Below are 23,737 nucleotides of genomic sequence, written 5' to 3' on the forward strand. Positions count from 1 at the left end.
TAATTGAGGCTAGCATACTTTTGCCCACCTCAATTAATTAAATCATTATTTATTAGCTGCTATAGCAACTTTACCAATAAAATCTTTAAACCCATATTCGGTAGCTCCACGAAACTGATCTTCAGTATACCTTGGGTTTTCAATAAAAGAGATGTAATTTGTGGACCAAACCACCTTAGATTTATTGGCCCCTAAATCAACAACTTTAAATGTGTTAACCATACCTTTTGCAGGAGCACCTTCAATAACGGCATAACTGTATGAACGCTCAGCATCGTTAAACTTTACAATTTTTTCTTTCACATAAAAACTGTTTTCATTGCCATAACATACCCGTTCACCTCCTACGCCATGTTTACCAGTCCAAACTACTTTATCAATTGCAGGAGAGTATTTATCAACATCATCCATTTGCTTCAGCACCTTCCATATTTTATCGGCTGAGACGTCTACCACCTCATTTACCGTTATTTTTGCGCCAGAATCCTGCGCATTAATTACGTTTGCTGAAAAAGTTAGGATTGAGGTTAATACCATTAAAATTACATTTTTTGTTTTCATTTTTAAAAGTTTAATATTTATAAAATTCTTACTGAAGAATTAACTTCGCCGCAAACCTATAACTGAAGAATAAAGCAACCAAAAAATCGAGTATGAGAGAGGTTCGACTTCTGAAATCGAACTATTTTAAACTAAAAATGGGATGTTTTAGAACATAAAACTATGGTTATGTAAAAATTAAAAGCATCCTTATAACTCAATAAACATATTGCTATTTACACTTCTTCAAGCAAAACTTGGAACATTTTCCATGGCTAATCTTTACTTACCAAAAGGATTCAAGATGTATAAAATTCTTCATATAAACCAAAAAACGTTCTACTTAGTTGATGAGTACTCTTATCAAAAGAAGATGGGGAAAAACGTAAATATTATGCGTCTTGGTCTAAAAAAATATATTGAAAAAGGAGAGACTAATAAACTTAATTCCAGAATTCAATTAGTATTTTAAATTGTTAAGTCTACTTTTGTTATTCCAATTTCATGCCCATGAAACTCATAGCAGATTTTATAATTATTACGGGAATCGTTTTAAATGTATTTGTTTTGTTAGGTCTTTTTAAAATAAAAACTAAGCAAACACCTCATAAGATTCTTATTATTCTTTGGGCTTTTGTGTTAGTTTCATTGGTGCATTTTTATGGAAGACTACATAGTATTGATTTACTTTATATTCTCACGTTTATTTTTGCTAATGGCGTTAGATTGTTTTTAGCTCCTTTAATTTATGTGTATATTAAATCTATTTTTCGCCCCTACAAATCGTTATTCAGAAAGAATCTGATTCATTTTGTACCATTTACACTCTATTTCATTGTTTATATTATTCCTTCGGTTGTAAATCACATTGGGGAAAGAAAATTTTTTACGCATTTATCCTTTATTGATAACGATTATACACAAGGGCTTTTTCAAGACACCATAAGTCTTTTTTACTTAGTATTATCACTACGCCTTTTTTATAGTGCCAAAAACAATATCAAACAACAGTATTCCAATATTAGCAATAAGGATTTTTTATGGATCAGAAATTTTGTGCTTTGCTTTTTAATCGTAATTCTGTTTGATGTATTACTCATTTTTTCTGCAATGCTTTTTAATTTAAATGCGGCTGAACTGGCATATGTTACCGTAGTTGTTTTGGTCATTTCAATGCTATATTTAGGATATTATGGCTTAACGCAATCCACCATTTTTCTGCCCAATTTTTTAACCGCTAATTTGAATAAACCTAAAAAGGGCGACACTCATGAGTTAAAAGCTCTCAAAGAAAAATTAGAACGCGCTTTACATACAGACAAGCATTTTTTAATTCCAGAACTAACCCTTAGTGAATTAGCCATACAAGTAAACATTCCTGAACGCAAATTATCTAATGTCATAAACGATACAATGCATACTACTTTTTACGATTTAATTAATTCACTTAGAGTTGAAGAAGCTAAATCAAAGCTAAAATCTGAAGCCGTTGATAAATACTCCATAACGGGTATTGCTAAAATTTGTGGCTTTAATTCAAAAAGTAGTTTCTATAGAATTTTTAAAAAAGAAACAGGATTAACACCAACTCAATTCAAAAATAATGTCAATAAAATGTCCTAATGCGTGTATTGGGACTTATTTTTCTGTTTTGATAATCTTAATTTTGTAATAAAGTTAAATTTTTGCTATAACTAATCATATAATGACAAACCAAAACTAAATGAGAGCCTTTTTTCAAATTCCTGTAATTATAATATTCCTTCTGTGTTTTTCTGTTTCAGAAGCCAAAAACCACCCACCAAAAGAATCTCCTCTAATCTCTGGTACTATTGACCTAAGTCAAGTTGTTGACGATATGGTACCTGTTACCATAAATGTTATTGGCTTGGAAAGCAAATCTATTATATACAGACTCCCAAAAGTGGTTCAAGGTACTTACGCCATCAGCGATTTTGGAAGATTCGTTCATCATTTTAAAGCATTTGATAAAAAAGGAAAAGAACTCAAGGTTTCTCGATCAGACACTAACTCTTGGGTAATAGATAAAGCAAAAAAATTATCTAAAATCACTTATTTCATTCAAGATACCTACGACCTAAAAGAAGGTGAGTTTGATAATATTCCTCAGTTTCCTGCTGGTACAAATATAGATCCAGATAATTATGTTTTAAATCTACATGGTTTCATTGGCTATTTCAATGGTTTAGAAAACAGCAACTACAATCTAAAAATTAGTGCTCCTGAAACCTATAAATATGCCACGGCATTACCATTAGAATCTAGCTCAAAAGATACTGAAAAACAAGTAGTTACAAATAATTTCTTTGCATTACGATATTTTGATTTAATAGATAACCCTATCATGTATGGTCATATTGATATTGAAACATTCAAAATTGATAATATTGAAATTGTAATAAGCACATACTCCCCAAACAATATTTATACATCCAAAGAGATAAAAGAAGTGGTCGAAAACACCATGAAATCTCAAATAAATTATTTAAAAAGTTTTGGGACTACCACATCAAGGTACGACATTCAAATTTATTTTTTTGATGGTGTAAAAATTTCACCTAAAGATTATGGCGCATTGGAGCATCATACATCTACGGTTATGGTAATGCCTGAAAACACAAATAAAGAAGAACTCTATGGTGACTTAAAATATTTTATATCTCATGAATTCTTTCACACAATAACGCCATTGAGCATACATTCTGAAGATATACATGATTTTAATTACCACAATCCCAGTTTTTCTAAACATTTGTGGATGTATGAAGGCGTAACAGAATACTTTTCTAAACTATTCCAAATAGATCAAGGACTTATAACAGAAGAACAATTCTACAACATTATTTCAAGTAAAATAAAGCGTTCAGAACGGTATAATGACGCCATGAGTTCAACTGAAATGAGCGAAAATATATTGCTCGAACCATACAGTAAAAATTACCCTAATGTGTATCAAAAAGGAGCTTTAATAGGCATGTGTTTAGATATTTTAATTCGAAAAGAAAGTGATGGCGAAAAAAGCTTGCTAACTTTAATGAAAACACTTTCAGAAAAATATGGAAAAAACACGCCTTTTGAAGATGACAATTTGTTAGATGAAATCACAAAACTAAGTTATCCATCAGTTGGCGTTTTCTTTAAAAACCATGTAGAAGGAAGCTCTCCGATAAACTATCGAACCTATTTTGATATGGTAGGTCTAAATTTGGTGGATAATAAAATATCAGTTAATAAAAACAGTACTGATACTCAATTAAAGATAAAGAAACACTGGTTAAACAGGCATACAAACACGGTTGTATTTGAACACGTAAATGTCATCCCAATGACAAAAAACGTGGTATTAAAAGACCAATGTGTTATAATAGTTGATGGAAAAATTACAAGTATAACTTCATCTAAAACAGCTCCAAAATACAATCCTGATACTGCAATAAATGCTACAGACAAATATCTAATTCCGGGCTTATCTGAAATGCATTATCATTGGAGAGACACTAAAAGTCCAATTGAAAACGAATTTAAATTACTAATTGCCAATGGAATTACTACTGCCAGAAACATGGCCGAATACGGAGGGCAAGATCATATAGCAATAAGAAAAAAAACGAAGAACGGAGATATTTTAGGGCCTAACTATTTTACAACAGGTCCGTATCTAGGTTATGAGCAATTAAAAACATTTGAGGATATAGAGCGTGTTGTTAAAACGCATAAGGAAAAAAAATATGACTTTTTAAAAATTGGTGATGGTGTGGATATTCCAAAAGATAATTACTTGAAATTACTTGATGAAGCTTATAAACATGGAATAACTGTAATTGGTCATGGTCAACATAATTTACCCTTGGAATATTCACTTAGAATGAAATCGATTGAGCATGTTGAAGAGTTCATTTATATATTTCAAGAAGAAAATGTATATGAAAAAGTAGATAATTTCGAAAACTCCAAAATCTTAGTCAACGATATAGAGTTCCTAAACAATGCAGCACGAGAAATAAAAGAAAGTGGTTTGTACGTTGTACCAACCTTAGTCATTTTTGAAATGATTTTACAATATTTTGATGAGCAGAAATTTGAAGCATTACAAAAGCATCCTGAATCCAATTATTTAACACGAGGTGAATACGAAAATTATTTAACTGAAAAAAACCATTATAGAGCAGAGCTTTTAGGTAAAAAAATAGTTGGAATTGATTCGGATGAGTTTTTTAAAAAGTTCTTTGTATGGATGAAAAAATTCACCAAAGTTTTAAACGATCACCAAGTACCTTTACTTACTGGCAGTGATACTTTTGGCATGGTAGTTCCAGGCTTTTCCATTCATAAAGAATTTGAGTTTTTACAAGAATCGGGTTTAAGACCTTATGAAATATTGAAGGCCAGTACGGTAAATGCCTCTAGATATTTAGGTAGTATTTCTATGGAAGGTACGATTACTGAAGGCAAAAATGCTAATCTAGTTTTATTAAACAAAAACCCACTAAAAGATATCAAGAATACAAAAAGTATAGAAGGTGTTATTTTAAAAGGGCAATGGTTAAATAGAGCCCAATTAGATTTGTTTTTAGAAGAAGTAGCTCATTATAATAGCGTAAAACACTAGTATTCAAAACAAACAAAACTATACCTATAGTTACATTATTTTAAACCACTCAACACCAAAACAGGTGTTTTAATAAAAAAGTCTTTTTTCAAAATGGTATTTTTTTCCCATTTCTTGGCGAAAAACCCGCGTTTGCGTCTAACAACACAGAGCATATCTGGATTATGTGATTGAAAATGTTCTAGCACACCTTGAAAAGTTGTGGCATTAACAGATTCAGTAGTATTTCTTAATATCGCATTTAGCTCTTCATTTACATCAAAATCGCCTTCTCTATGATATGGCGTTTTTACTAATAATAAGTCAACAGTAGTGTTAAAATTGTTCTGAATATCTTTAAGAGGCTGCAGCACGTTTTCTTTTTTAATAATAGCAGATTTAATAGCCATTAAAATATTTGTTGGTTTAGTAAACTTATAACCCTCAGGAACTATTAAAGCAGGCACGTCCATCTGTTTTACTATTTTTCCCGATGTTTTACCTAAATAAACTTCATCTTTAATAGAATTAGTTCGAGGTTCTACCAAAACCAAGTCAATATCTGCCGCTTTACATGCTAATTCTAAAGTATCAATAAGCTCCCCTTTTAATACTTTTACAGTAATGTCCACACCTCTAGTATCAATTTGCGAAACCAAATTATTTAAAAATTCAACACTTTCACGCTCTATAATCTTATCAACTTTCACCAAGGTCCCCGCTTTAGTATACACGTTGTAAACCTGAACTATAAAAAGCTTTGCGTCAAACGCATCTGCAAAATCAACAGCATACTGTAAATGGCTTAATGCATTTTTTGATGATCCTACTGGAACTAAAATATTCTTCATAATGGTAAAGTTTAAAGCTAAATTTACAATAAATTTGATGCAAAAGTAAATTATTTAAATGATTCGCAAGGCTGTACCAAGTGATATTCAAAATATTCTAGAAATTACAAAGGCTTGCGCTGCTGATATGATTACTAAAAACATCTTCCAATGGAATGCGTTTTACCCTAATAAAACACCTTTTATTAAGGATTTAGAAAGAGATGAATTATACGTTATACAAATTGCAAACAAAATTTTAGGATGCATTACCATTTCTACTGTGATGGATGAAGAATATATTCCTGTTTCGTGGCTTACAAGCAATGAAAACAATATTTACATTCACCGTTTAGCTGTACACCCAAAAAGTCAAAGTAAGGGTTATGCACAAAAGCTTATGGCTTTTGATGAAAATCAAGCCATAGAAAAAAACTGCAAATCCATAAGACTTGATACTTTTTCTCAAAACCAGAGAAACCAGAAGTTTTACACACAACGGGGCTATAAAAAATTAGGCTGTATTTATTTCCCAAAACAAAGTGAGCATCCTTTTTACTGTTATGAACTCGTCCTGTGAGCACCAATATAAGTTTAAAACATATAAACAAATTAGCCATTCCCGCATTAATCTCTGGGGTATCTGAACCTATATTATCTTTAACCGATGCCGCTATTGTTGGGAATATTTCAATCAACGCCACAGAATCTTTAGCAGCAATTGGCATTGTAACCACTTTTATATCCATGCTTATATGGGTATTGGGGCAAACCAGAAGTGCTATATCATCCATAGTTTCGCAATATGTAGGAGCAAACAAATTGGATAAAATAAAAAACCTACCTGCTCAAGCTATTTTTATTATTACTGCACTAAGTGTAGTGATCATTTTTAGTACCTACCCCTTCGCAAAACAAATTTTTAAACTCTATAATGCATCCAATATCATACTAGATTATAGTATTATTTACTATAAAATAAGAGTATTAGGCTTTCCGTTTACCCTATTCACAATTGCTATTTTTGGTGCTTTCAGAGGGCTACAAAACACCTATTACCCCATGATAATTGCCATGATTGGTGCTGCTTCAAATATTATTTTAGATGTTATTTTGGTTTATGGAATAAAAGATTTTATTACGCCTATGAATATTGAAGGGGCCGCCTATGCCAGTGTTATTGCACAAATACTAATGGCAGGGTTTTCGATTTATTTCCTATTAAAAAAGACTTCAATACCATTAAAGCCTAGTTTCCCTTTCAATCCAGAAATAAAGCGGTTTATTTTAATGATTCTAAATCTTTTTATTAGAACCATAGCCCTAAACGTCACCTTATATTTTGCAAGTGCCTTTGCTACAAGCTATGGGGCAGAATATATTGCAGCTTACACCATTGCCATAAATTTATGGTTTTTAGGTGCTTTTATAGTAGATGGTTACGCCAGTGCAGGTAATATTTTATCAGGGAAATTATTTGGAGCAAAAACATATGCAGACCTCATAACATTGAGCAATAAACTTATAAAATATGGTGTTATTATTGGTGTTATTTTGGGTTTATTAGGAGCTTTATTCTATTATCCTATTGGTCGAATATTTACCAAAGAGCCAGAAGTATTAAACGCTTTCTACAATATATTCTGGATTGTTTTGGTTATGCAACCCCTATGTACTTTGGCTTTTATTTTCGATGGGATTTTTAAGGGCTTGGGTAAAATGAAGTACTTAAGAAACGTCCTTTTATTTTCAACCTTCATCATATTCATACCCATCCTTTTTTTGTTAGATCATCTAGGTTATAAGCTACACGCCATATTTATTGCCATAACTTTTTGGATTATAGCAAGAGGTGTTCCTTTAATTATAAAATTTAGGCAACAATTTTTACCACTAGCCCAAAACACTTAACTTTGCTTCGTAGCATAAAACCAAAATGAATCTACTTATAACCTATCTTCAAGATATAAATATTGAAGAAAAAATTAAAAATGCACCGGATCAGAATTACGAAATTGGTGTGTTTATTGGGTCTATGATTCCTTTTGTTATCCTTGTTGCTCTTGCTTATTTAATGTACAGATATAATAAAAAAAGAAACCAATAAACAACCATTATGGACCTCATGTCTTTTGTTAGCGGAAACGGATTGTTTCTCCTTTTAGCCCTAGTTTTAATCATTGTATATTTTGTAAATAAAAGAAAAAGAAGATAATGGGAAACAACATTCGCATCACGAAACAATTCTCTTTCGAAACAGGTCACGCACTATATGGTTACGATGGAAAATGTAAAAATGTTCACGGTCATAGCTACAAGCTATCGGTAACCGTTATTGGTAAACCTATTACAGACAACACCCATGTAAAGTTTGGTATGGTTATAGATTTTGGCGATCTCAAAAAAATTGTAAAAGAAGAAATTGTAAATGTTTTTGATCACGCCACCGTATTCAATAAAAACACCCCGCATGTAGAGTTGGCAAAAGAATTATCAGACCGCGGACATAATGTGCTGCTCGTAGATTACCAACCTACAAGCGAAATGATGGTTTTAGATTTTGCCAAAAAAATTAACAAAAGGCTACCAATTCACATAAAACTACACTCCTTAAAACTTCAGGAAACCGACACTTCATTTGCAGAGTGGTTTGAGTATGACAATATTTAGGGCGTTACCCCAAGGGTCGGGCTTTCCGCTGTGTCTTTCTTGCCGAAAAGGCAAAAAAGGCTGCCGCTGCAATCCCTAACCTTGTTAGGTATCATAGCTTTTTTTACAGACAGAAGATATTTTGTTGCTTTTTAGAATGGTTCGTTTAACGTGTTTGTATACGGTTTGTTGCGTGGTTAAGTAACTTAGTTAACAAATAAAAACCGAATAAAAAATCCGTGAGGACTTTTGTAAATAGGCTAGAACTAGCAATAAATTATATACGGAGTTGGTAGTTTTTTTATTATAAAATACTTAGATAGCAGATTATGTTTTTGTCCATTAAATTCAACTTCGGGTTCAGTTTTCTCAATTTTTTCAATTATTTTAAAGGCTGTTTGTTGAATTAAAGATTCAAAATCTTCGGTTCGATATTCTTTAAATCCATATTTAGTAAAGTTGAGTGTTTGTCCTTCAATAAAAGGTCTAAACGAAACAATTAATATTCCATTTTTGTTTAATACTCTATAAACCTCTTCTAATGCCTTTACTGGATTTTTCCAAAAGTAAATGGTGTTAATTGTGCATATTTTATCAAACGTTTCATCCCAAACAGGTATTTTCTCAACATCTGCATCAAATAAATCTACATGTCCTGTTTCTATTAGAGAGCTATTATTTTTTTTAGCTTCAGTTATCATAGTCTCAGAAATATCAATCCCAGTAAAGGATATTCTTGAACCATAGTTAAGAATATCCTTTATAAAGTTGCCATTTCCCAACCCAATTTCTAAAACAGATTCATTGTCTTTTATTTTTAGCAATTCATATGTAGTTCTACTTATGAATTCATTCATGGTATTCATGCCTAAAGCAACATTAATTCCAAGTTTCCCAGAGGGATTGGCTAACTGTTTTGCAATTTTTTCAAAATTCATTTAGCAATTTATTCTGGAGTTTCAGAAAATGTTAAAACAAACCCATTTATATCCATTATAGCAAATTCATTGGTGCCGTAGAAAGTTTTGTTTATTGGCTTTATTACCGTAACCTTATCAGATATTTTACTATAATAATCATGTATGTTTTTTATCCGAATGTAAAAGGTTAACGCACCTCCAACTTGCATTGGTTCTATTTCTTTGTATTCATTTTTTAATGATTTTTCTTCCTGAAACATAAGGCCTACATTATCTAGCATTACATAACCCCATTCAAATTGACCTGATTCAGGATTTGTATCTATTAATTTAAAACCTAGACTGTCTATGTAATAATCTAAGGTTGCGCTTACGTCTTTTACCATTATGTTTGGTATAAGAGATTCTAATTTTGCCATATTGTTGTTTTTAGTTTGAGAATAAGATTTAATAGAGGAGCTAATAAGAACTGCCATCAAAAAATATTGCATAATTATTTTTATGACAAATGTAAAAGTTAAGAATGGGTTAAGTTTTGTAAAAAAACGACAACGTTATAATTCAGAAGGATTTAGGCCAGATAGCCTATTTGATTCTTTGGTAAGGTGAGAATGGTCAAAATAACCATTATCAAAAGCTATGCTTAATAAACTCAAGTTTGGATTTTCTATGATGCTATCTTTGGCTTTGTTAAAACGAATTATAGAATGATATTCTTTCATGGTAATTCCAACGATTGTTTTAAAACGTCTTTCCAATTGTCTCAAACTTATACAATGATCTTTAGCGATTAAACCCAAATCTAGTTCTCTATAATTAGCACGTATAGATTCACAAACCGAGCGCTCTAATTTGTTTACATTTTTAGCTGTCCAATTTATTTCGGCTGTTAAAAAACTATTAATTAATTGCATTTTTTCAAAATGACATTTTTTTTCAATAAGCTCTTCTAAAAATGAATTGTTAAGTTTAGGAAATAGGTTTGATGCATTTATAGCTGTGTCTTTTATTTCTGAAAGTGGAATACTCGAGATGGAATTAAACTGACCAGTTTTAAATCTAACCCCAAGAGTTTCTGAATTTTTCTTTGAAACTACTTTTTTGAATTTAGTCATCATTCCTGAAATCCGAATTTCATTTCCAGAGTTCAACTGCATTTGTTTACCGAGTTCAAAAATAATATCAACATATCCATCTGGTAAAATTCTAGACTCTCTTTCCTGTCCATTGTTTGTTGCTATCCAAATGGTATCAACAATTGAATTCAAATTTTTAGATGGTATGTATTCTTTATAGCTCAACACTTCAAAGTTATAACGAAAATATAAAAGCAACTTTAGTAACTTGTAAAAGTCACTTTTTTTTAAATGATTTATTTTCGAATAGGTATCATATTAGAAGTGTCTACAGGGAAACTATCATATTTATTATACAATTTTAAATATTTTTCAGGGTTAATAGGTACTTCATTTAAGGTTTCATGTAAGCCTTTAAAAAAACCTTCTCGTTTTTGAGATGGGTTAAAAATTAAGGTCAGTTTTACAGTTTTATCCGTGTCATTTTTAAATCCGTGAGGTGTAAATCTTGGAACGTAAGCAACAGTTCCAGGTTTGGCTTTGTACTCTTCTTTGCCAACTTGCATGGTTAACTCCCCTTCATTTACAATGAAAGTTTCATCCATAAATCTGTGGTAATGTAGTTTTGCACCAATTGCCATTGGCGGAAGCGTAATTTCATATACACCTAATTGGTCATTGGACATTTCACTAGTAACCTTAAATGTAATAGAGATACTACTTAATTCTAATTTCTCGCCTTCATTCGGTTGAATTATAGATGCATTACTCTCTAATTCATCTTCAAAATAATTTTCTTTAGTAAGATTCATAGTTTATTTTTTTAATGATTGATTTATGTCGTTTTGTAATACAAGTATATTTTGATTCATCATGTTATGTTCACTTGTTCCTTCTAGTGAAAATATGTTTTGCGTTTTTACACCCATATGCGCTAAAATTGCTTTTAGATAAGGTTCTTGAAAATCATATTGTTCCATTAACGTGCCTTTATAACTACCACCTTTTGCTGTTATGATAAATGCAATCTTATTTTCTAGTAATCCGTAATAACCATTCTCGTTAATATTAAAAGTGTGTCCAATTCTCACAATTTGGTCTAAATACGCTTTAAGGTTTGAAGGAATATTTAAATTGTATAATGGACTACTAATTAGGATTTCATTAGCTGATTTTAATTCTGTTATAAGCTCATCAGACAATGCAGTAGCTTTTTTACTTTCATTGGTCATAAATTCTTCAGAAGTATAAAAGCCTTCAATAGTATCATTTTTTATATGTGGAATGTTTTGTTTCGCTAAATCTCTGCGAATAACTATACCATCCGGATTTTCTATTATCCATTTTTTTTCAAAAAAATCTGCCAATTTTCTTGAGTGTGAGCCAACAATTCTAGAACTACAATCTATTCTTAATAATTTTTTCATCTATTGATATTTTATGTTCAATAGATTGACAAATTGGAAAGGAAAAATGTGACAGATTTTATATAGAAAGTGATTTTAGCTTATCTGGATCGACTATGGAATAAATGCCATTAATCTTTGTTTTATCAAATTCAAAAACTTGACAATTGTATAATACTCCATTTTTGTAAAATAAAATTGCAGGCTGATGATTTATGTAGCTATATTTAGTTTTTAATCCAGTTAAAAAAGCTCTATAAACATAAAGTAGTAGTTTAGAGGTACTTGTTATACCACTTGTTAATTCTCTAACTACTTTAATGTTTTTTCCTCCATCTGCAGCCAATAATATATCTTTAGATAATAATTTTTCTAAAGCAGACATGTTTCCATTTTGCATTGCTTCAATGTATAGCTTCAAATTATGGGTTTCATTTTTCTGAATAATATGGTTTTTTGTTTTGCTATTATTCAATTTAATTTTGGCTCTACTTAATAATTTTCTTGAATTTTCAATTGTAAAACCAATGGTTTCAGCAATTTCTTTATGAGAATAGTCAAAAGCCACTTTTAAAATAAAAACGGCTCGTTCTTTTGCCGTTAATTTTTCTAGAAGTGTTAACATTGAATAAGATAAAATCTCATTGTAATTGATGTTGTCATCTGCATTTTCGGTTGAAAGTGGTTCCGGAAGCCAAACATTAGTAGCTGTTGTTTTACTCTTTCTTTTTTTTACATTAATAGATTGATTGATGACAGACTTGATTAAATAACCAATTTCATTTTCAATATGCTTTTTGTCAATTATCAAATACTTTACAAGAATATCTTGAATAGTATCTTTCGCATCTTCAGAAGAACCAAGGATGTTATATGCAAATGGAAACAGTATGTCGTGATAATTTTTCAATTCTAAATTTTGTGTGTTAGAAACTAAGACAATTCAACTTATAAAAACGTGACAGATTAATTGTTAAAATAATATAGAAGATGTTTATTTTAGATAGAACAGTAATGAATCTATTCATCAAAAATATCGCTATATTCAGTTTCTATTTTTAATTTGTTCCATTTCTCTTTCCATCTCTTGTTTTTTATTCTAGCATTGTAAATAGCCAAATCAAATTTTGGTGTGGGTCTGACCAAAAGGTTAAATAAGTCTTCCAAACCATAAGGTGCTATATATTCAATTTGGTTTTCAAGATTCAGTCTTACAGCTATTGAAGTTGCAGTTTCAGGCCAAAAAGAAATAGCATGATTACAATTAGTATATTGTTGGTGTCCGTTTCTAATATGCATTATTGCCTGATTTTTAACAGACCATTTTAGATCCGAATTCAGTTTTCGTAACTTGTTTTCTATTTGCAAGTCATATTCTTTACTCAAGTTTGATGTATCAAAGTATATAATATCAATATCATTAAGTTCAGTTCTGTCTTTTTTATGTTTTTCATCCCAAACTTTGTTTCTTACAAAACCAGCTCCAATCCAACAATCATTCAAGTTTAAATCTCTAACAATTTTCAAAATGTTAGTCATCCAAATATCATTTTCAATGATTTCTATTAGTTTGTTTTCTAATTTTTGCATTTTTCTAATTACTGCCAATGCAAAAATAAAGTTCTGTTTCAATGAACTTTATCGATGGCTAAACGAATCTATCGTTTTTTTCTGACAAAGTCAAGCAGTAAAAGTCGTTTACGAATAATTATTCCAAAGGTACCTGCCTTCTCAAGAATTATTATATTTACACATGCAAATTCCTAAAGGAAAAAAAATATACTTCGCTTCAGATAACCATTTAGGAGCTCCAACAAAAGAAGCCTCTTTTCCTCGAGAAAAGAAATTTGTCGCCTGGTTAGATGAAGTCAAAGAAGATGCCGCAGCGATATTCCTTTTAGGGGATTTATTCGATTTCTGGATGGAGTTTAAAACCGTAGTCCCAAAAGGATTTACCAGAACCTTGGGTAAACTAGCAGAAATTAGTGATTCTGGAATCCCTATTTACTATTTTGTCGGTAATCATGACTTATGGATGAATGGTTATTTTGAAGAAGAACTCAATATTCCTGTTTACCATAAACCCAAAGAATTCACTTTTAATGATAAAACCTTTTTTATAGGTCACGGCGATGGTTTAGGCCCTGGCGACAAGGGCTATAAACGCATGAAAAAAGTATTTACAAACCCATTTTGTAAATGGTTATTTAGGTGGCTACATCCAGATTTAGGTGTACGAATGGCACAGCATTTATCTATTAAAAACAAACTCATATCAGGTGATGAGGATGCTAAATTTTTGGGGGAAGATAATGAGTGGCTCGTTCAATATTGCAAACGCAAATTAAAAGACAAACACCGCGATTACTTTGTATTTGGGCACAGACACCTACCTTTAAATATTGACCTTAATGAGACTTCTAAATATGTCAATTTAGGCGACTGGATTCAGTATTATACTTATGGTGTTTTTGACGGTAAGACCATGGAATTAAAAAAATATTAAACGACATCTAATGAAAACTACGATTCTCTTTTTTCTTTTATGCTTCGCAATAAATTTAACGTCAGCACAAGAAACTATAAGCGGCACAATGCAACATGACAATATAGAGCGTATTCATCAAATATATATTCCCAGTTCCTATTCTAAGCAAAATTCAGCACCATTATTATTACTTATTCATGGTTATAGTGAGCCTTCCAAATGGATTTTAAAATACACGCAATTTCAACCTCTAGCTGAAAAGTATGGTTTCATAATAGCATGTCCTGAAGGAAACATAAATGGAGCCAACGTACCTGCCTGGAATTTTTTTAATATTAATGAGAACGGACAAATAAAGGATGTAGATTATATAAATTCTTTTTTAGATAAACTAATAGACGATTATGCTATAGACGAAAAAAGAGTTTACATAACAGGGTTTTCTCAAGGTGGTCATATGAGTTTTATAGCAGGTTGTCTTTTAAATAGTAGGATTGCAGCAATTGCACCTGTTTCTGGCACATTGCCGGCTTCAAATTTATTTAAGTGCTCGCTGGCACATAATACGCCTGCCATAATAATTAATGGAGATAACGATAATGCCGTTCCATATTCGGGAAATCAGTATGGAATGTCTGTTAGTGAATCCATAAAAGTTTGGGTAGATTATAATAAATGTAATGAAACACCAGTAATTTCATCTGTGCCAGACGCTAATCTTAATGATGAACAAACCATTGAAAAACATGAATACCTCGATAATAAAGGTAATCCTAATGTTGTACATTATAAAGTTGTTGGAGGTACACATTTATGGCCAGGACGCGAAGGAAATACAAGTTTTGAAGCTACACCGGTAATTTGGAAATTCTTATCTCAATTTAGTCTAGAGTAAACCTATTGGTTTTGTATTTATTATTGTTACATAATTTAGGAACACAGGTTAGCAAACTAAATAAGTCACAGATATAAAGTCCTCGCCAATTTTTGCATGTAGGTGATTATTAAGACTAAAACATATGGTGTTGTGTCAAATGTTTTTTGGAGTTTTAATTAGACTTTCTTTCTAATTGAATAATTAAAACTCCAAAAATAATTTCAACAATTCCACCTATAATTGCACCCACATGAAAAGCTTGATACGAAATCAAGCAAAACATTCCAGATACCGTCAATAAAAGCCCTAAAATCCAATATATTTTCATGCCATAAATTGATTGGAATATTAAATACCTTGCTCCAATTATCATAAGCATAACCGGAAAAAACCACTTTTTTTCTATATGGAATATCGAATACGCCATAAAAAGTCCAATAAACAGAATTGCAGTACTTTCAAAAGCCAAAAAAGCGAGTGGATTATTTTTTTGGTGTTTCCCTATTCTATGAAATAGCTTTGCGGAAAATATTCCTAATGGGTAGATTAACATTCCTCCTATAAAAAAAGTTAAAACACTTATTTCCTCTGTTGAATAAGTTCCAACTATTCCAGAGACAAACCATATAATACTTGAAACTAAAACTCCTGTTCCGCCTCCCACGTAGGCAACACACATATCTTTTTGTAATTCTTTAAATTTCATTGCTAAATAACTTCTTTTAAAATCGCTTTTCAACGCATAATTCTCCCCTACTCAAGGCACGAAATATAGTTTATAAAACTAATAATCAACCTTTTCCAATAACATCTCCGTTTAAAACAAATTACCCTTCACTTTCAGGAGTAATTATATCTTCAGTTAAATCCAAATCCCTTAAAACAGGATTTTTGAACCCTATAGTCGTTACGGTAATTAACGTTACACATCCACCCAATATAACAGCTAACGGCGCGCCAAATATTTTTGCCGCAATACCACTTTCTAAAGCTCCAAGCTCATTTGAAGAACCAACAAACATAGAATTAACTGCACCAACTCGACCGCGCATGTCATCAGGCGTTTTTAATTGCAAAATAGTTTGTCGTATGACCATAGAAACTCCATCAAAAATACCCGCAACAAATAGCGCTACTACGCTCAACCAAAACAACTTTGAAGCTCCAAAAATAATCATAGCGATACCAAACCCAAATATGGAGATTAACAGTTTTTTGCCCGTGTTTTTAGTTATTGGCAGATAGGTAGTTGCCAACATCGTAAGAATACTTCCTAACGAAAGGGAGGCATTTAGTATTCCAAACCCTGTTGGTCCTGCGTCTAAAATATCTTTAGCGAATACCGCAAATATGGCTACGGCGCCTCCAAAAAGCACCGCAATCATATCTAAAGTTAAAGCGCCTAAGATAACCTTATCATTAAAAACAAATTCGAGACCAACTCTTAGACTTTCTTTTATTGACTCACCTGTTTTGGTGTTAAGTATGGGCTTATTTTTAATTAAAAACACTAAAACCAAAGCAATAATAACCAATGAAAAAATAACACCAAGGGTTTGGTGTACTCCAATCCAAGCAATTAAAAACCCTCCAATTAAAGCACCTGTTACAGACGCTCCTTTCCAGGTGCTACTACTCCATGTAGCTGCATTTGGATAGATATGTTTTGGAACCAATAAGGCTATTAACGAAAATATGGTCGGCCCAAAAAAGGCCCTCAAAATGCCTCCAAAAAACACAAGGCTATAAATACCGAGTACAATACTTTTTGTACTCCAAGACAATTCAATACTTTCAGAGGTTAACCAAAACAACCCAAAACTGATTAAAGAAAATAAAGCAATTATTATGGCAAACAGGTTGCGCTTTTCCTTTCTATCTACAATATGGCCTGCGAAAGGAGCCATAAAAAAGGCAGGAATAAATTCGCATGCACCAATAATACCTAAGCTTAGTTTATCATTTGTAAGGGAATAGACTTGCCATTCTATAACAACAAATTGCATGGACCATCCAAAAACTAAGGCAAATCGTAATAATAAAAAAATATTGAATTCTTTTATTCGCAACGCTGCGTATGGGTCGTTCTTCTGCATATCTATGCCTTAATATCTCTTAATTTTAGTTGAAGTGATATATGTCCTTTCCATTCATTTTCGTCAATAGCATAGACTGCTCTAAATGGCTTTCCTTCTGAAATTAAATCAATTTTATCCCCCATACTAAAACCTATACAAACAAATCTATCTGGCGAATTTGTTTGAGTAGCTGTTAACCTTAAATGAGTTTTATCGGCCCCAACACATTTACCATAACCTGTATCAACGAGGTTTTCAGACATAAAAACTGGCGTCATATTACTGGGTCCGTAAGGTGCAAATTGTTTTAAAATTCTATAAAACTTAGGCGTAATATTATTTAAATCAATTTCAGCGTCAATTTTAATTTCTGGGGTCAATAAATTTTTATCAATCGTTTTTGAAACCTCATCTTCAAAAGCTTGCTTAAAAGCTTCATAGTTTTCTTCTTCAAGTGTTAAGCCTGCTGCGTATTTATGCCCTCCAAACTGTTCGATGTGTTCCTTACAATTTTCTAAAGCATTGTAAATGTCAAAACCTCTAACCGAGCGTGCCGAAGCTGCCAATTTATTGCCGCTTTTAGTAAAAACTAGCGTAGGTCTATAATAGGTTTCTATTAGTCTAGAAGCCACAATACCAATAACACCTTTATGCCAATTTTCATGGTAAACAACAGTAGTAAGGCGTTCCTGTTCTTTTTGGTCTTCAATTTGTTGAAGTGCTTCCTCAGTAATGCGTTTATCTGTTTCACGTCTATCTAAATTATATTCATTTATTTCAGCTGCATAGTTAACTGCCATTTCTGGCTCCTCCTCGGTAAGTAAGGTTACCGCGTAATTTCCATGCTTCATACGTCCTGCCGCATTAATCCTTGGCGCGACGATAAACACCACATCGGTAATGGTTAACTCCGTTTTTTCAACTTGATCTAAAATAGCTTTAATTCCTGGTCTTGGGTTCGTATTAATAACCATCAATCCAAAATAAGCCAATACCCTATTTTCTCCATCTATGGGAACAATATCTGCCCCAACTGCTGTAGCCACCAAATCTAAATAATCCATTAGGTCTTCAGCTGTTTTGCCTTCTTTTAAAGCTAATGCCTGAATGAGTTTAAAGCCTACTCCACAGCCACATAATTCTTTATAAGGATACTCACAATCATCTTGTTTTGGATCTAATACAGCAGCTGCATCGGGTATATTACCCCCAGGTCTATGATGATCACAAATCACAAAATCAATACCCAAATTTTTTGCATAAGCTATTTTTTCAATAGCTTTTATACCGCAATCTAAGGCAATAATTAGTGAAAAATCATTCTCTAAGGCAAAGTTTATTCCTTTATAAGAAATACCATAACCCTCATCATATCTATTTGGTATATAAGTATAAACCAAAGCACCTTTAGTTTTTAAATATGATGACATAAGAGCTACAGACGTTGTCCCATCAACATCATAATCACCATAAACTAAAATATTCTCATTATTTGCAATAGCCTTTTCAATTCGTGCCACGGCCTTATCCATATCTTTCATTAAGAATGGATCATGTAAATCATCCAAACTAGGTCGAAAAAATTTTTTGGCATCTTCATAATCTTCGATACCCCTCTGTACTAACAAAGTAGCCAAAACAGGGTCCACCTGGAGTGCTTCCTGCAAAGTGTCAACTTTATCAGATTGAGGTTTAGGTTTTAAAGTCCAACGCATTGAGAGATAGCAATTGATTAAAAATTAATGGATTTTTATTGGGATTATTTCTTATGAAAATGGGTTTCGATTTTTAATTCTGAAAATTGACGAAACATTTCCATAACCCCACAATATTTTTCAATAGATAAATCTACCGCCCTTTGGAGTTTTTTTTCGTTCAATTCATTCCCATAAAAGTGAAAATGCAAAGCTACTTTATCATAAATTTTAGGATGCTCATCAGTAAGGTTCGCTTCTGCATCTATTTTAAAATCGTCAACTTTTAATTTCATTTTTTTAATTAATGACGCCACATCTAATCCGGAGCAGCCTGCTAAACCCGATAACATTAAAGCTTTAGGCCTATAACCCTCACTCTTGCCTCCATTTTCTTCTCCTGCATCAATAAATAAATTATGCCCAGACGGATTTGTGCTTTCAAACCGCATATCACCCAACCAAGTTGTAGTTACCTCAACTGCCATATGTCTTAATTATTTTTTGTTAATTGTAGAATCAAAAATACTACTAAAAAAATAAAACGATGCCCTTAGTAACACCATTATCTGCAAATCATGATTTAGAAACGAAAGAACTCGCTGAATTTTTTAATGAAACCCTAGGATTTTGTCCTAATTCGGTACTCACCATGCAACGCAGACCCGCGATTAGTAAAGCTTTTATTAATTTAAACAAAGCCGTTATGGCCAATGAGGGCAAAGTCACATCGGCTTTAAAACGTATGATTGCCTGGGTATCTAGCAATTCCACAGGCTGTAGGTATTGTCAAGCCCATGCTATTCGTGCTGCCGAGCGCTATGGAGCGGAACAAGAACAACTAGATAATATTTGGGAATACAGAACACACCCAGCTTTTAATGATGCCGAACGTGTGGCTTTAGATTTTAGTTTAGCCGCTTCGCAAGTACCTAATGCCGTAGATGAAAACATCAAAAAACGGTTATACGAACATTGGAATGAAGGCGAAATTGTTGAAATGCTTGGCGTTATTTCTTTATTTGGATATTTGAACAGGTGGAACGACTCCATGGGAACTTCTATAGAAGATGGTGCTGTTGAAAGTGGAGAACAGTATTTAGGAAAGCATGGCTGGGAGAAAGGGAAGCATCAATAAAATAATCAGACTAATTCTATCTATGAAAAAACTTCTTCAAACAAGCATTTTACTGGTCTTCATTCTTTGTTTTAATTGTAAAAAAACAGAAAGTTTAGATTTTAAATTAATTCCTCGAAATTTCTATGTAACAAACACTTATAATGGCAAAACCTTTTACCGCGAAAATGATGGGGGGGGGCAAGCTTTTAGATGGGTATTATGTTGTTGGAGATAAAGATGTAAAATGGGAAGAATTCAATATTAATAAAGGGTTGCTAAATGGAGAGTCTTTTGTTTATCATAATAACGGCAATATATTCTCAACCACCCAATATACCAATGGGCGCAAAAACGGAGAAGAAAAATTGTTTTCTCTATCTGGAAAACTAAAAACAATAAATACATACAAAAATGGTGTTATGTATGGGAAGAGTTTAAGCTACTTTGAAAGTGGTGAATTATTATCCGAATCTAAAATAAAAAACGAAATAGTAATAGAGTCTACAACTTATGATATACTTGGTGAAATTTCATCTCAAATGTTCATTGAAGATGGAAAAAAAATCACACAGAATATTATAAGTGGTAAAATCTTTTCAGAACATATTTCATCCACTTATGACGCTTTTGAAGCAACAAAATTCTACAACGAAGATGGAAGCCTTAAAGTCTTTTTGCAAATGAAAGACGACGACGACAATTTCTATATTATTGAGCGCAATGAGGAGGGGGACGAAATAAACCGAGTAAACGTTAAAACAAACCCAGAAGGGGTGTTAAAATATCAACAATATATGGAAGCTTTTTAAGTTGCTTTTTTAATACGATCTCTCAGCACCGGCAACACCTCAATCTCAAACCAAGGATTTTTAGTTAGCCAAAATCGATTTCTAGGTGAGGGATGTGGCAAGGGCAGATATTTAGGTAAATAGTCTTGAAAATTATCTACTGTTTCAGTTAATGTTCTCTTTGCATCTTTTCCCAAATAGTACTTTTGAGCATACATGCCAATTAAAATAACCAGTTCTACGTTATTCAATTCATCAAATAGTGGTTTATGCCATTGTGGGGCACATTCTGGTCGTGGTGGTAAATCGCCTGTTTTTCCTTTACCGGGATAGCAAAACCCCATAGGGATTATAGCAAATTTTTTCTCATCATAAAAAACTTCATCTGAAACATTTAGCCATTTTCGCAATTGCTTTCCGCTTGCATCATCCCACGGAATACCTGTCGCATGCACTTTTGTTCCTGGTGCTTGACCTATAATAACAATTTTAGAATCAGGGTGTGCTGAGACGACTGGTCGTGGACCCAGAACCAGATGCTCTTTGCAAATGGTACATTGCTTTATATTTTCGAGTAAATCTTGCATTCAATTAAATGTTTCCCAATACATAAAATGGGAACAATCCATCCAACAAAGGCTACTTTTCCTTTAAAGCCTGGCCTTCAAAACTTAAACCATCAAAACCTGTTTTCATAAAATTTCTAATATTTTGATGCCCATCTCCATTTGGGTATTGTAATACATCGTCAAAATAAAATTGCCCAAAACACGCTAAGGTTTCTTCTTTTGTAAGCCCTTGATGTTTTGCAAACGCAAATAATTTACATGAACCCGAATTTTGTCCTTCGGCATTTTCTAAAGCACCGTTTTTAAACGCTGTAGGGGTGAAACTAAAATTTGCCTCAATAACAGCCATAGTTTCTGCAAATGCAATTTGCTTTGGGTTTTTATTTAATTTATTCTTGAAAGATTCTATATTCATTTTAACGTTTTTATTTATTTTTTCCGCCAACAATAACAACAATCTCTCCTTTTGGAGGTTTGTTTGTATAATACTCTAAAACTTCTTTGGCGGTTCCTCTTTTGGTTTCCTCAAACAACTTGGTTAATTCCCTAGATACTGAAACAGGCCTGTTCTCACCAAAATATTCACAAAAATGTCCCAAGGTTTTCACCAATTTATGTGGGCTTTCATAAAAAATCATGGTTCTTGTTTCTTCTGCTAATAAAAGTAGTCGAGTTTGGCGTCCTTTTTTTACAGGCAAAAAACCCTCAAAAACAAACTTATCATTTGGGAAACCTGAATTTACTAATGCTGGCACAAAGGCGGTTGCCCCAGGCAAGCAATCCACTTCAATATTATTTTCGATGCAAGCACGCGACAACAAAAACCCTGGATCTGAAATGGCAGGCGTTCCTGCATCACTTATTAGTGCCACTTCAATTCCGCTTTTTAATTTTTGTATGATACTTTCAACCGTTTTATGCTCATTATGCATATGATGGGATTGCATATGTGTTGCAATTTCAAAGTGTTTTAATAATTTTCCAGAAGTACGCGTATCTTCAGCTAAAATTAAATCAACCGTTTTTAAAACTTCAATAGCTCTAAATGTAATATCTTTTAAATTCCCTATTGGAGTTGGTACTATATAAAGTTTACTCATGTGTTAGTGATTGGAAGCGGCATCCTTTTTAAACAAATTAAACTTAATTATTGCGAAGAACCAAAATATGGTAAATTGCATTGTCCTTTGTTCTAACAAAGACGTTTTAAAAAGATATAGCGGAAAGCACGACCATGCTTTTTTTCGTGGTAACACCCAAATTTTAATTAAACTTTGCTTCTAAAATTTCTAGGAAACGTGTTTCAAACTCTTCTTTTCCCTCCCAATTATTGTAGTCGGGTTTCACAACGTCTTGTATAAAGTTAAGCGCATTTTCATGCGTTATAAAAGTGTTTAACTGTGATAAAACTCTATCATAATCTTCACTCTTTCCTTCAAATAAATGTTTTATAAATGCAATTTTATCATTAAGCCCAATGTTTAAACCGCCTACTTTAAGTTTATCATTCAGCGATTTTTTGTCATTTGAAGCTCCATTTTGACCTACAACAACAGGCTCAAAAACAGGCATATTTTTAAATGCTGCTGTAATCTCGTCCAAATCTTGTTTTTTAGAAAAGGTATCTGGAATGGCTTCTTCAAAAACTGTATTAATTTCTTGAGGGCCTTCGGGCATATGCTGAAGCATATCTTTTATTTTAGACATTGCAGATGTGGTAATTTCATGACGCTCGGCATCTAAGTTAACGTAAATCTTATCTTCAACTTCAATATTATCGCTCACTTTATTATTAAAGGCCGCACCAAGCATTCCGAAAAAAGAAGAGTTGTTCCCTATAGTAGGGAAGTCATCTTCAAAGTTTTCATAAGCAAATTTTAGCACAGAAATCTTCTCGTATAATTGGGAAATCTCTGTATGCATTTTTAACACATCTTCCTTTCCTTCCAATTTAAGAATTCTATTTGCTATACTAACCAGCTCAGATTCTAACTTCTTCTTCATTGTTTATAATTTTTAAATTATTGCAGTATAAGATTTTTGTTTTTTAATAAATTTACGCCACCTTTATACGAACGAATAATTGCTTTGTT

General features: G+C 32.4%; 28 protein-coding genes. 11 read left to right on the forward strand and 17 right to left on the reverse strand.

Annotated elements, in window-relative coordinates; genetic code table 11:
- Positions 1–45 precede the first annotated feature (45 nt).
- Positions 46–561, reverse strand: a complete 516-nt coding sequence (locus Q0857_RS03035) for an SRPBCC family protein (RefSeq protein WP_298531925.1) — start codon at positions 559–561, stop codon at positions 46–48.
- Positions 562–811: 250 nt separating this feature from the next.
- On the opposite strand from Q0857_RS03035, the gene Q0857_RS03040 reads away from it, so the two are divergent.
- The 3 genes from Q0857_RS03040 to Q0857_RS03050 all read left to right on the forward strand — a co-directional run bounded on the left by Q0857_RS03040 (position 812) and on the right by Q0857_RS03050 (position 5,170).
- The gene (locus tag Q0857_RS03040; protein ID WP_298531928.1) at positions 812–1,012 is read left to right on the forward strand and encodes a hypothetical protein; all 201 of its coding nucleotides are present in this window, start codon (positions 812–814) and stop codon (positions 1,010–1,012) included.
- Positions 1,013–1,050: 38 nt separating this feature from the next.
- Entirely contained in the window at positions 1,051–2,163 is a 1,113-nt protein-coding gene (locus tag Q0857_RS03045; protein ID WP_298531930.1) for an AraC family transcriptional regulator, read from the forward strand.
- Positions 2,164–2,263: 100 nt separating this feature from the next.
- Positions 2,264–5,170: an amidohydrolase family protein gene (locus Q0857_RS03050; RefSeq protein WP_298531932.1), complete on the forward strand. Its 2,907-nt coding sequence runs from the start codon at positions 2,264–2,266 to the stop codon at positions 5,168–5,170.
- Positions 5,171–5,205: 35 nt separating this feature from the next.
- On the opposite strand, the gene Q0857_RS03055 is transcribed toward Q0857_RS03050, so the two are convergent.
- On the reverse strand, positions 5,206–6,000 hold the full coding sequence (locus Q0857_RS03055) for a universal stress protein (protein WP_298531933.1): 795 nt from the start codon (positions 5,998–6,000) through the stop codon (positions 5,206–5,208).
- A gap of 58 nt (positions 6,001–6,058) precedes the next feature.
- Between Q0857_RS03055 and Q0857_RS03060 the strand changes: the two genes are divergently transcribed.
- From Q0857_RS03060 to Q0857_RS03075, 4 genes are all read left to right on the forward strand, one after another.
- Complete coding sequence (locus Q0857_RS03060; protein WP_298531936.1) at positions 6,059–6,559, forward strand: GNAT family N-acetyltransferase; 501 nt, start codon at positions 6,059–6,061, stop codon at positions 6,557–6,559.
- Positions 6,556–7,890, forward strand: coding sequence for an MATE family efflux transporter (locus tag Q0857_RS03065; protein ID WP_298531940.1), 1,335 nt, complete (start codon positions 6,556–6,558; stop codon positions 7,888–7,890). Before Q0857_RS03060 ends, Q0857_RS03065 begins: the two co-directional genes overlap by 4 nt.
- A gap of 25 nt (positions 7,891–7,915) precedes the next feature.
- On the forward strand, positions 7,916–8,086 hold the full coding sequence (locus Q0857_RS03070) for a hypothetical protein (protein ID WP_298531943.1): 171 nt from the start codon (positions 7,916–7,918) through the stop codon (positions 8,084–8,086).
- A gap of 107 nt (positions 8,087–8,193) precedes the next feature.
- Complete coding sequence (locus tag Q0857_RS03075) at positions 8,194–8,649, forward strand: 6-carboxytetrahydropterin synthase (RefSeq protein WP_298531946.1); 456 nt, start codon at positions 8,194–8,196, stop codon at positions 8,647–8,649.
- A 245-nt stretch (positions 8,650–8,894) separates the two neighbouring features.
- Here Q0857_RS03075 and Q0857_RS03080 read toward each other — a convergent pair whose 3' ends face one another.
- From Q0857_RS03080 to Q0857_RS03110, 7 genes are all read right to left on the reverse strand, one after another.
- Positions 8,895–9,566 carry a class I SAM-dependent methyltransferase gene (locus tag Q0857_RS03080; protein WP_298531949.1) on the reverse strand — a complete coding sequence of 224 codons (672 nt, stop codon included), beginning with the start codon at positions 9,564–9,566 and terminating at the stop codon, positions 8,895–8,897.
- Between the two features lie 8 nt (positions 9,567–9,574).
- Entirely contained in the window at positions 9,575–9,967 is a 393-nt protein-coding gene (locus tag Q0857_RS03085; protein ID WP_298531952.1) for a VOC family protein, read from the reverse strand.
- A gap of 135 nt (positions 9,968–10,102) precedes the next feature.
- Complete coding sequence (locus Q0857_RS03090; protein WP_367278060.1) at positions 10,103–10,852, reverse strand: DUF6597 domain-containing transcriptional factor; 750 nt, start codon at positions 10,850–10,852, stop codon at positions 10,103–10,105.
- 68 nt (positions 10,853–10,920) lie between these two features.
- Positions 10,921–11,436 carry a cupin domain-containing protein gene (locus Q0857_RS03095; protein WP_298531958.1) on the reverse strand — a complete coding sequence of 172 codons (516 nt, stop codon included), beginning with the start codon at positions 11,434–11,436 and terminating at the stop codon, positions 10,921–10,923.
- A 3-nt stretch (positions 11,437–11,439) separates the two neighbouring features.
- On the reverse strand, positions 11,440–12,051 hold the full coding sequence (locus Q0857_RS03100) for an NAD(P)H-dependent oxidoreductase (protein ID WP_298531961.1): 612 nt from the start codon (positions 12,049–12,051) through the stop codon (positions 11,440–11,442).
- A gap of 58 nt (positions 12,052–12,109) precedes the next feature.
- Positions 12,110–12,940, reverse strand: coding sequence for a sigma-70 family RNA polymerase sigma factor (locus Q0857_RS03105; RefSeq protein ID WP_298531964.1), 831 nt, complete (start codon positions 12,938–12,940; stop codon positions 12,110–12,112).
- 110 nt (positions 12,941–13,050) lie between these two features.
- Positions 13,051–13,620: a nucleotidyltransferase family protein gene (locus tag Q0857_RS03110; protein ID WP_298531967.1), complete on the reverse strand. Its 570-nt coding sequence runs from the start codon at positions 13,618–13,620 to the stop codon at positions 13,051–13,053.
- A 163-nt stretch (positions 13,621–13,783) separates the two neighbouring features.
- Here Q0857_RS03110 and Q0857_RS03115 point away from each other — a divergent pair, with 163 nt between their 5' ends.
- Positions 13,784–14,536, forward strand: a complete 753-nt coding sequence (locus Q0857_RS03115) for a UDP-2,3-diacylglucosamine diphosphatase (protein ID WP_298531969.1) — start codon at positions 13,784–13,786, stop codon at positions 14,534–14,536.
- Positions 14,537–14,546: 10 nt separating this feature from the next.
- Complete coding sequence (locus tag Q0857_RS03120) at positions 14,547–15,413, forward strand: PHB depolymerase family esterase (protein ID WP_298531971.1); 867 nt, start codon at positions 14,547–14,549, stop codon at positions 15,411–15,413.
- A gap of 154 nt (positions 15,414–15,567) precedes the next feature.
- Here the strand turns inward: Q0857_RS03120 and Q0857_RS03125 are convergent, their stop codons facing one another.
- The 4 genes from Q0857_RS03125 to Q0857_RS03140 all read right to left on the reverse strand — a co-directional run bounded on the left by Q0857_RS03125 (position 15,568) and on the right by Q0857_RS03140 (position 19,655).
- Complete coding sequence (locus Q0857_RS03125; protein ID WP_298531974.1) at positions 15,568–16,101, reverse strand: hypothetical protein; 534 nt, start codon at positions 16,099–16,101, stop codon at positions 15,568–15,570.
- A 121-nt stretch (positions 16,102–16,222) separates the two neighbouring features.
- Positions 16,223–17,491, reverse strand: coding sequence for an MFS transporter (locus Q0857_RS03130; protein WP_298531975.1), 1,269 nt, complete (start codon positions 17,489–17,491; stop codon positions 16,223–16,225).
- A gap of 2 nt (positions 17,492–17,493) precedes the next feature.
- Positions 17,494–19,188, reverse strand: a complete 1,695-nt coding sequence (recJ, locus tag Q0857_RS03135; RefSeq protein WP_298531977.1) for a single-stranded-DNA-specific exonuclease RecJ — start codon at positions 19,186–19,188, stop codon at positions 17,494–17,496.
- Positions 19,189–19,232: 44 nt separating this feature from the next.
- Positions 19,233–19,655, reverse strand: a complete 423-nt coding sequence (locus tag Q0857_RS03140; protein WP_298531980.1) for an OsmC family protein — start codon at positions 19,653–19,655, stop codon at positions 19,233–19,235.
- Between the two features lie 59 nt (positions 19,656–19,714).
- Here Q0857_RS03140 and Q0857_RS03145 point away from each other — a divergent pair, with 59 nt between their 5' ends.
- A complete protein-coding gene (locus Q0857_RS03145; protein WP_298531982.1) occupies positions 19,715–20,305 on the forward strand; it encodes a carboxymuconolactone decarboxylase family protein in 591 nt (196 codons plus the stop codon).
- 143 nt (positions 20,306–20,448) lie between these two features.
- Complete coding sequence (locus tag Q0857_RS03150) at positions 20,449–21,096, forward strand: hypothetical protein (RefSeq protein ID WP_298531985.1); 648 nt, start codon at positions 20,449–20,451, stop codon at positions 21,094–21,096.
- Here Q0857_RS03150 and Q0857_RS03155 read toward each other — a convergent pair.
- The 4 genes from Q0857_RS03155 to Q0857_RS03170 form a co-directional block, all read right to left on the reverse strand.
- Positions 21,093–21,662, reverse strand: coding sequence for a uracil-DNA glycosylase family protein (locus Q0857_RS03155; RefSeq protein ID WP_298531988.1), 570 nt, complete (start codon positions 21,660–21,662; stop codon positions 21,093–21,095). The two genes, Q0857_RS03150 and Q0857_RS03155, sit on opposite strands and share 4 nt — an antisense overlap.
- A 52-nt stretch (positions 21,663–21,714) precedes the next feature.
- Positions 21,715–22,059, reverse strand: a complete 345-nt coding sequence (locus Q0857_RS03160) for a HopJ type III effector protein (protein WP_298532034.1) — start codon at positions 22,057–22,059, stop codon at positions 21,715–21,717.
- A gap of 10 nt (positions 22,060–22,069) precedes the next feature.
- Positions 22,070–22,744 carry a 16S rRNA (cytidine(1402)-2'-O)-methyltransferase gene (gene rsmI / locus Q0857_RS03165; protein ID WP_298532037.1) on the reverse strand — a complete coding sequence of 225 codons (675 nt, stop codon included), beginning with the start codon at positions 22,742–22,744 and terminating at the stop codon, positions 22,070–22,072.
- Positions 22,745–22,907: 163 nt separating this feature from the next.
- A complete protein-coding gene (locus Q0857_RS03170; protein WP_298532040.1) occupies positions 22,908–23,648 on the reverse strand; it encodes a hypothetical protein in 741 nt (246 codons plus the stop codon).
- Positions 23,649–23,737 lie beyond the last annotated feature (89 nt).

Origin of the sequence: uncultured Algibacter sp., from assembly GCF_947495925.1 — a bacterium.
GTDB lineage: Bacteria > Bacteroidota > Bacteroidia > Flavobacteriales > Flavobacteriaceae > Algibacter_E.

Excerpts from the sequence above, each read along its gene's own strand:
- Q0857_RS03040 (WP_298531928.1), top strand. The coding sequence starts at position 812 with ATGGCTAATCTTTACTTACCAAAAGGATTCAAGATGTATAAAATTCTT.
- Q0857_RS03115 (WP_298531969.1), top strand. The coding sequence starts at position 13,784 with ATGCAAATTCCTAAAGGAAAAAAAATATACTTCGCTTCAGATAACCAT.
- Q0857_RS03060 (WP_298531936.1), top strand. The coding sequence starts at position 6,059 with ATGATTCGCAAGGCTGTACCAAGTGATATTCAAAATATTCTAGAAATT.
- Q0857_RS03055 (WP_298531933.1), bottom strand. The coding sequence starts at position 6,000 with ATGAAGAATATTTTAGTTCCAGTAGGATCATCAAAAAATGCATTAAGC.
- Q0857_RS03155 (WP_298531988.1), bottom strand. The coding sequence starts at position 21,662 with ATGCAAGATTTACTCGAAAATATAAAGCAATGTACCATTTGCAAAGAG.
- Q0857_RS03110 (WP_298531967.1), bottom strand. The coding sequence starts at position 13,620 with ATGCAAAAATTAGAAAACAAACTAATAGAAATCATTGAAAATGATATT.
- Q0857_RS03150 (WP_298531985.1), top strand. The coding sequence starts at position 20,449 with ATGGCAAAACCTTTTACCGCGAAAATGATGGGGGGGGGCAAGCTTTTA.
- Q0857_RS03035 (WP_298531925.1), bottom strand. The coding sequence starts at position 561 with ATGAAAACAAAAAATGTAATTTTAATGGTATTAACCTCAATCCTAACT.
- Q0857_RS03140 (WP_298531980.1), bottom strand. The coding sequence starts at position 19,655 with ATGGCAGTTGAGGTAACTACAACTTGGTTGGGTGATATGCGGTTTGAA.
- recJ (WP_298531977.1), bottom strand. The coding sequence starts at position 19,188 with ATGCGTTGGACTTTAAAACCTAAACCTCAATCTGATAAAGTTGACACT.
- Q0857_RS03080 (WP_298531949.1), bottom strand. The coding sequence starts at position 9,566 with ATGAATTTTGAAAAAATTGCAAAACAGTTAGCCAATCCCTCTGGGAAA.
- Q0857_RS03170 (WP_298532040.1), bottom strand. The coding sequence starts at position 23,648 with ATGAAGAAGAAGTTAGAATCTGAGCTGGTTAGTATAGCAAATAGAATT.
- rsmI (WP_298532037.1), bottom strand. The coding sequence starts at position 22,744 with ATGAGTAAACTTTATATAGTACCAACTCCAATAGGGAATTTAAAAGAT.
- Q0857_RS03045 (WP_298531930.1), top strand. The coding sequence starts at position 1,051 with ATGAAACTCATAGCAGATTTTATAATTATTACGGGAATCGTTTTAAAT.
- Q0857_RS03145 (WP_298531982.1), top strand. The coding sequence starts at position 19,715 with ATGCCCTTAGTAACACCATTATCTGCAAATCATGATTTAGAAACGAAA.
- Q0857_RS03085 (WP_298531952.1), bottom strand. The coding sequence starts at position 9,967 with ATGGCAAAATTAGAATCTCTTATACCAAACATAATGGTAAAAGACGTA.
- Q0857_RS03050 (WP_298531932.1), top strand. The coding sequence starts at position 2,264 with ATGAGAGCCTTTTTTCAAATTCCTGTAATTATAATATTCCTTCTGTGT.
- Q0857_RS03095 (WP_298531958.1), bottom strand. The coding sequence starts at position 11,436 with ATGAATCTTACTAAAGAAAATTATTTTGAAGATGAATTAGAGAGTAAT.
- Q0857_RS03100 (WP_298531961.1), bottom strand. The coding sequence starts at position 12,051 with ATGAAAAAATTATTAAGAATAGATTGTAGTTCTAGAATTGTTGGCTCA.
- Q0857_RS03070 (WP_298531943.1), top strand. The coding sequence starts at position 7,916 with ATGAATCTACTTATAACCTATCTTCAAGATATAAATATTGAAGAAAAA.
- Q0857_RS03160 (WP_298532034.1), bottom strand. The coding sequence starts at position 22,059 with ATGAATATAGAATCTTTCAAGAATAAATTAAATAAAAACCCAAAGCAA.
- Q0857_RS03125 (WP_298531974.1), bottom strand. The coding sequence starts at position 16,101 with ATGAAATTTAAAGAATTACAAAAAGATATGTGTGTTGCCTACGTGGGA.
- Q0857_RS03075 (WP_298531946.1), top strand. The coding sequence starts at position 8,194 with ATGGGAAACAACATTCGCATCACGAAACAATTCTCTTTCGAAACAGGT.
- Q0857_RS03120 (WP_298531971.1), top strand. The coding sequence starts at position 14,547 with ATGAAAACTACGATTCTCTTTTTTCTTTTATGCTTCGCAATAAATTTA.
- Q0857_RS03130 (WP_298531975.1), bottom strand. The coding sequence starts at position 17,491 with ATGCAGAAGAACGACCCATACGCAGCGTTGCGAATAAAAGAATTCAAT.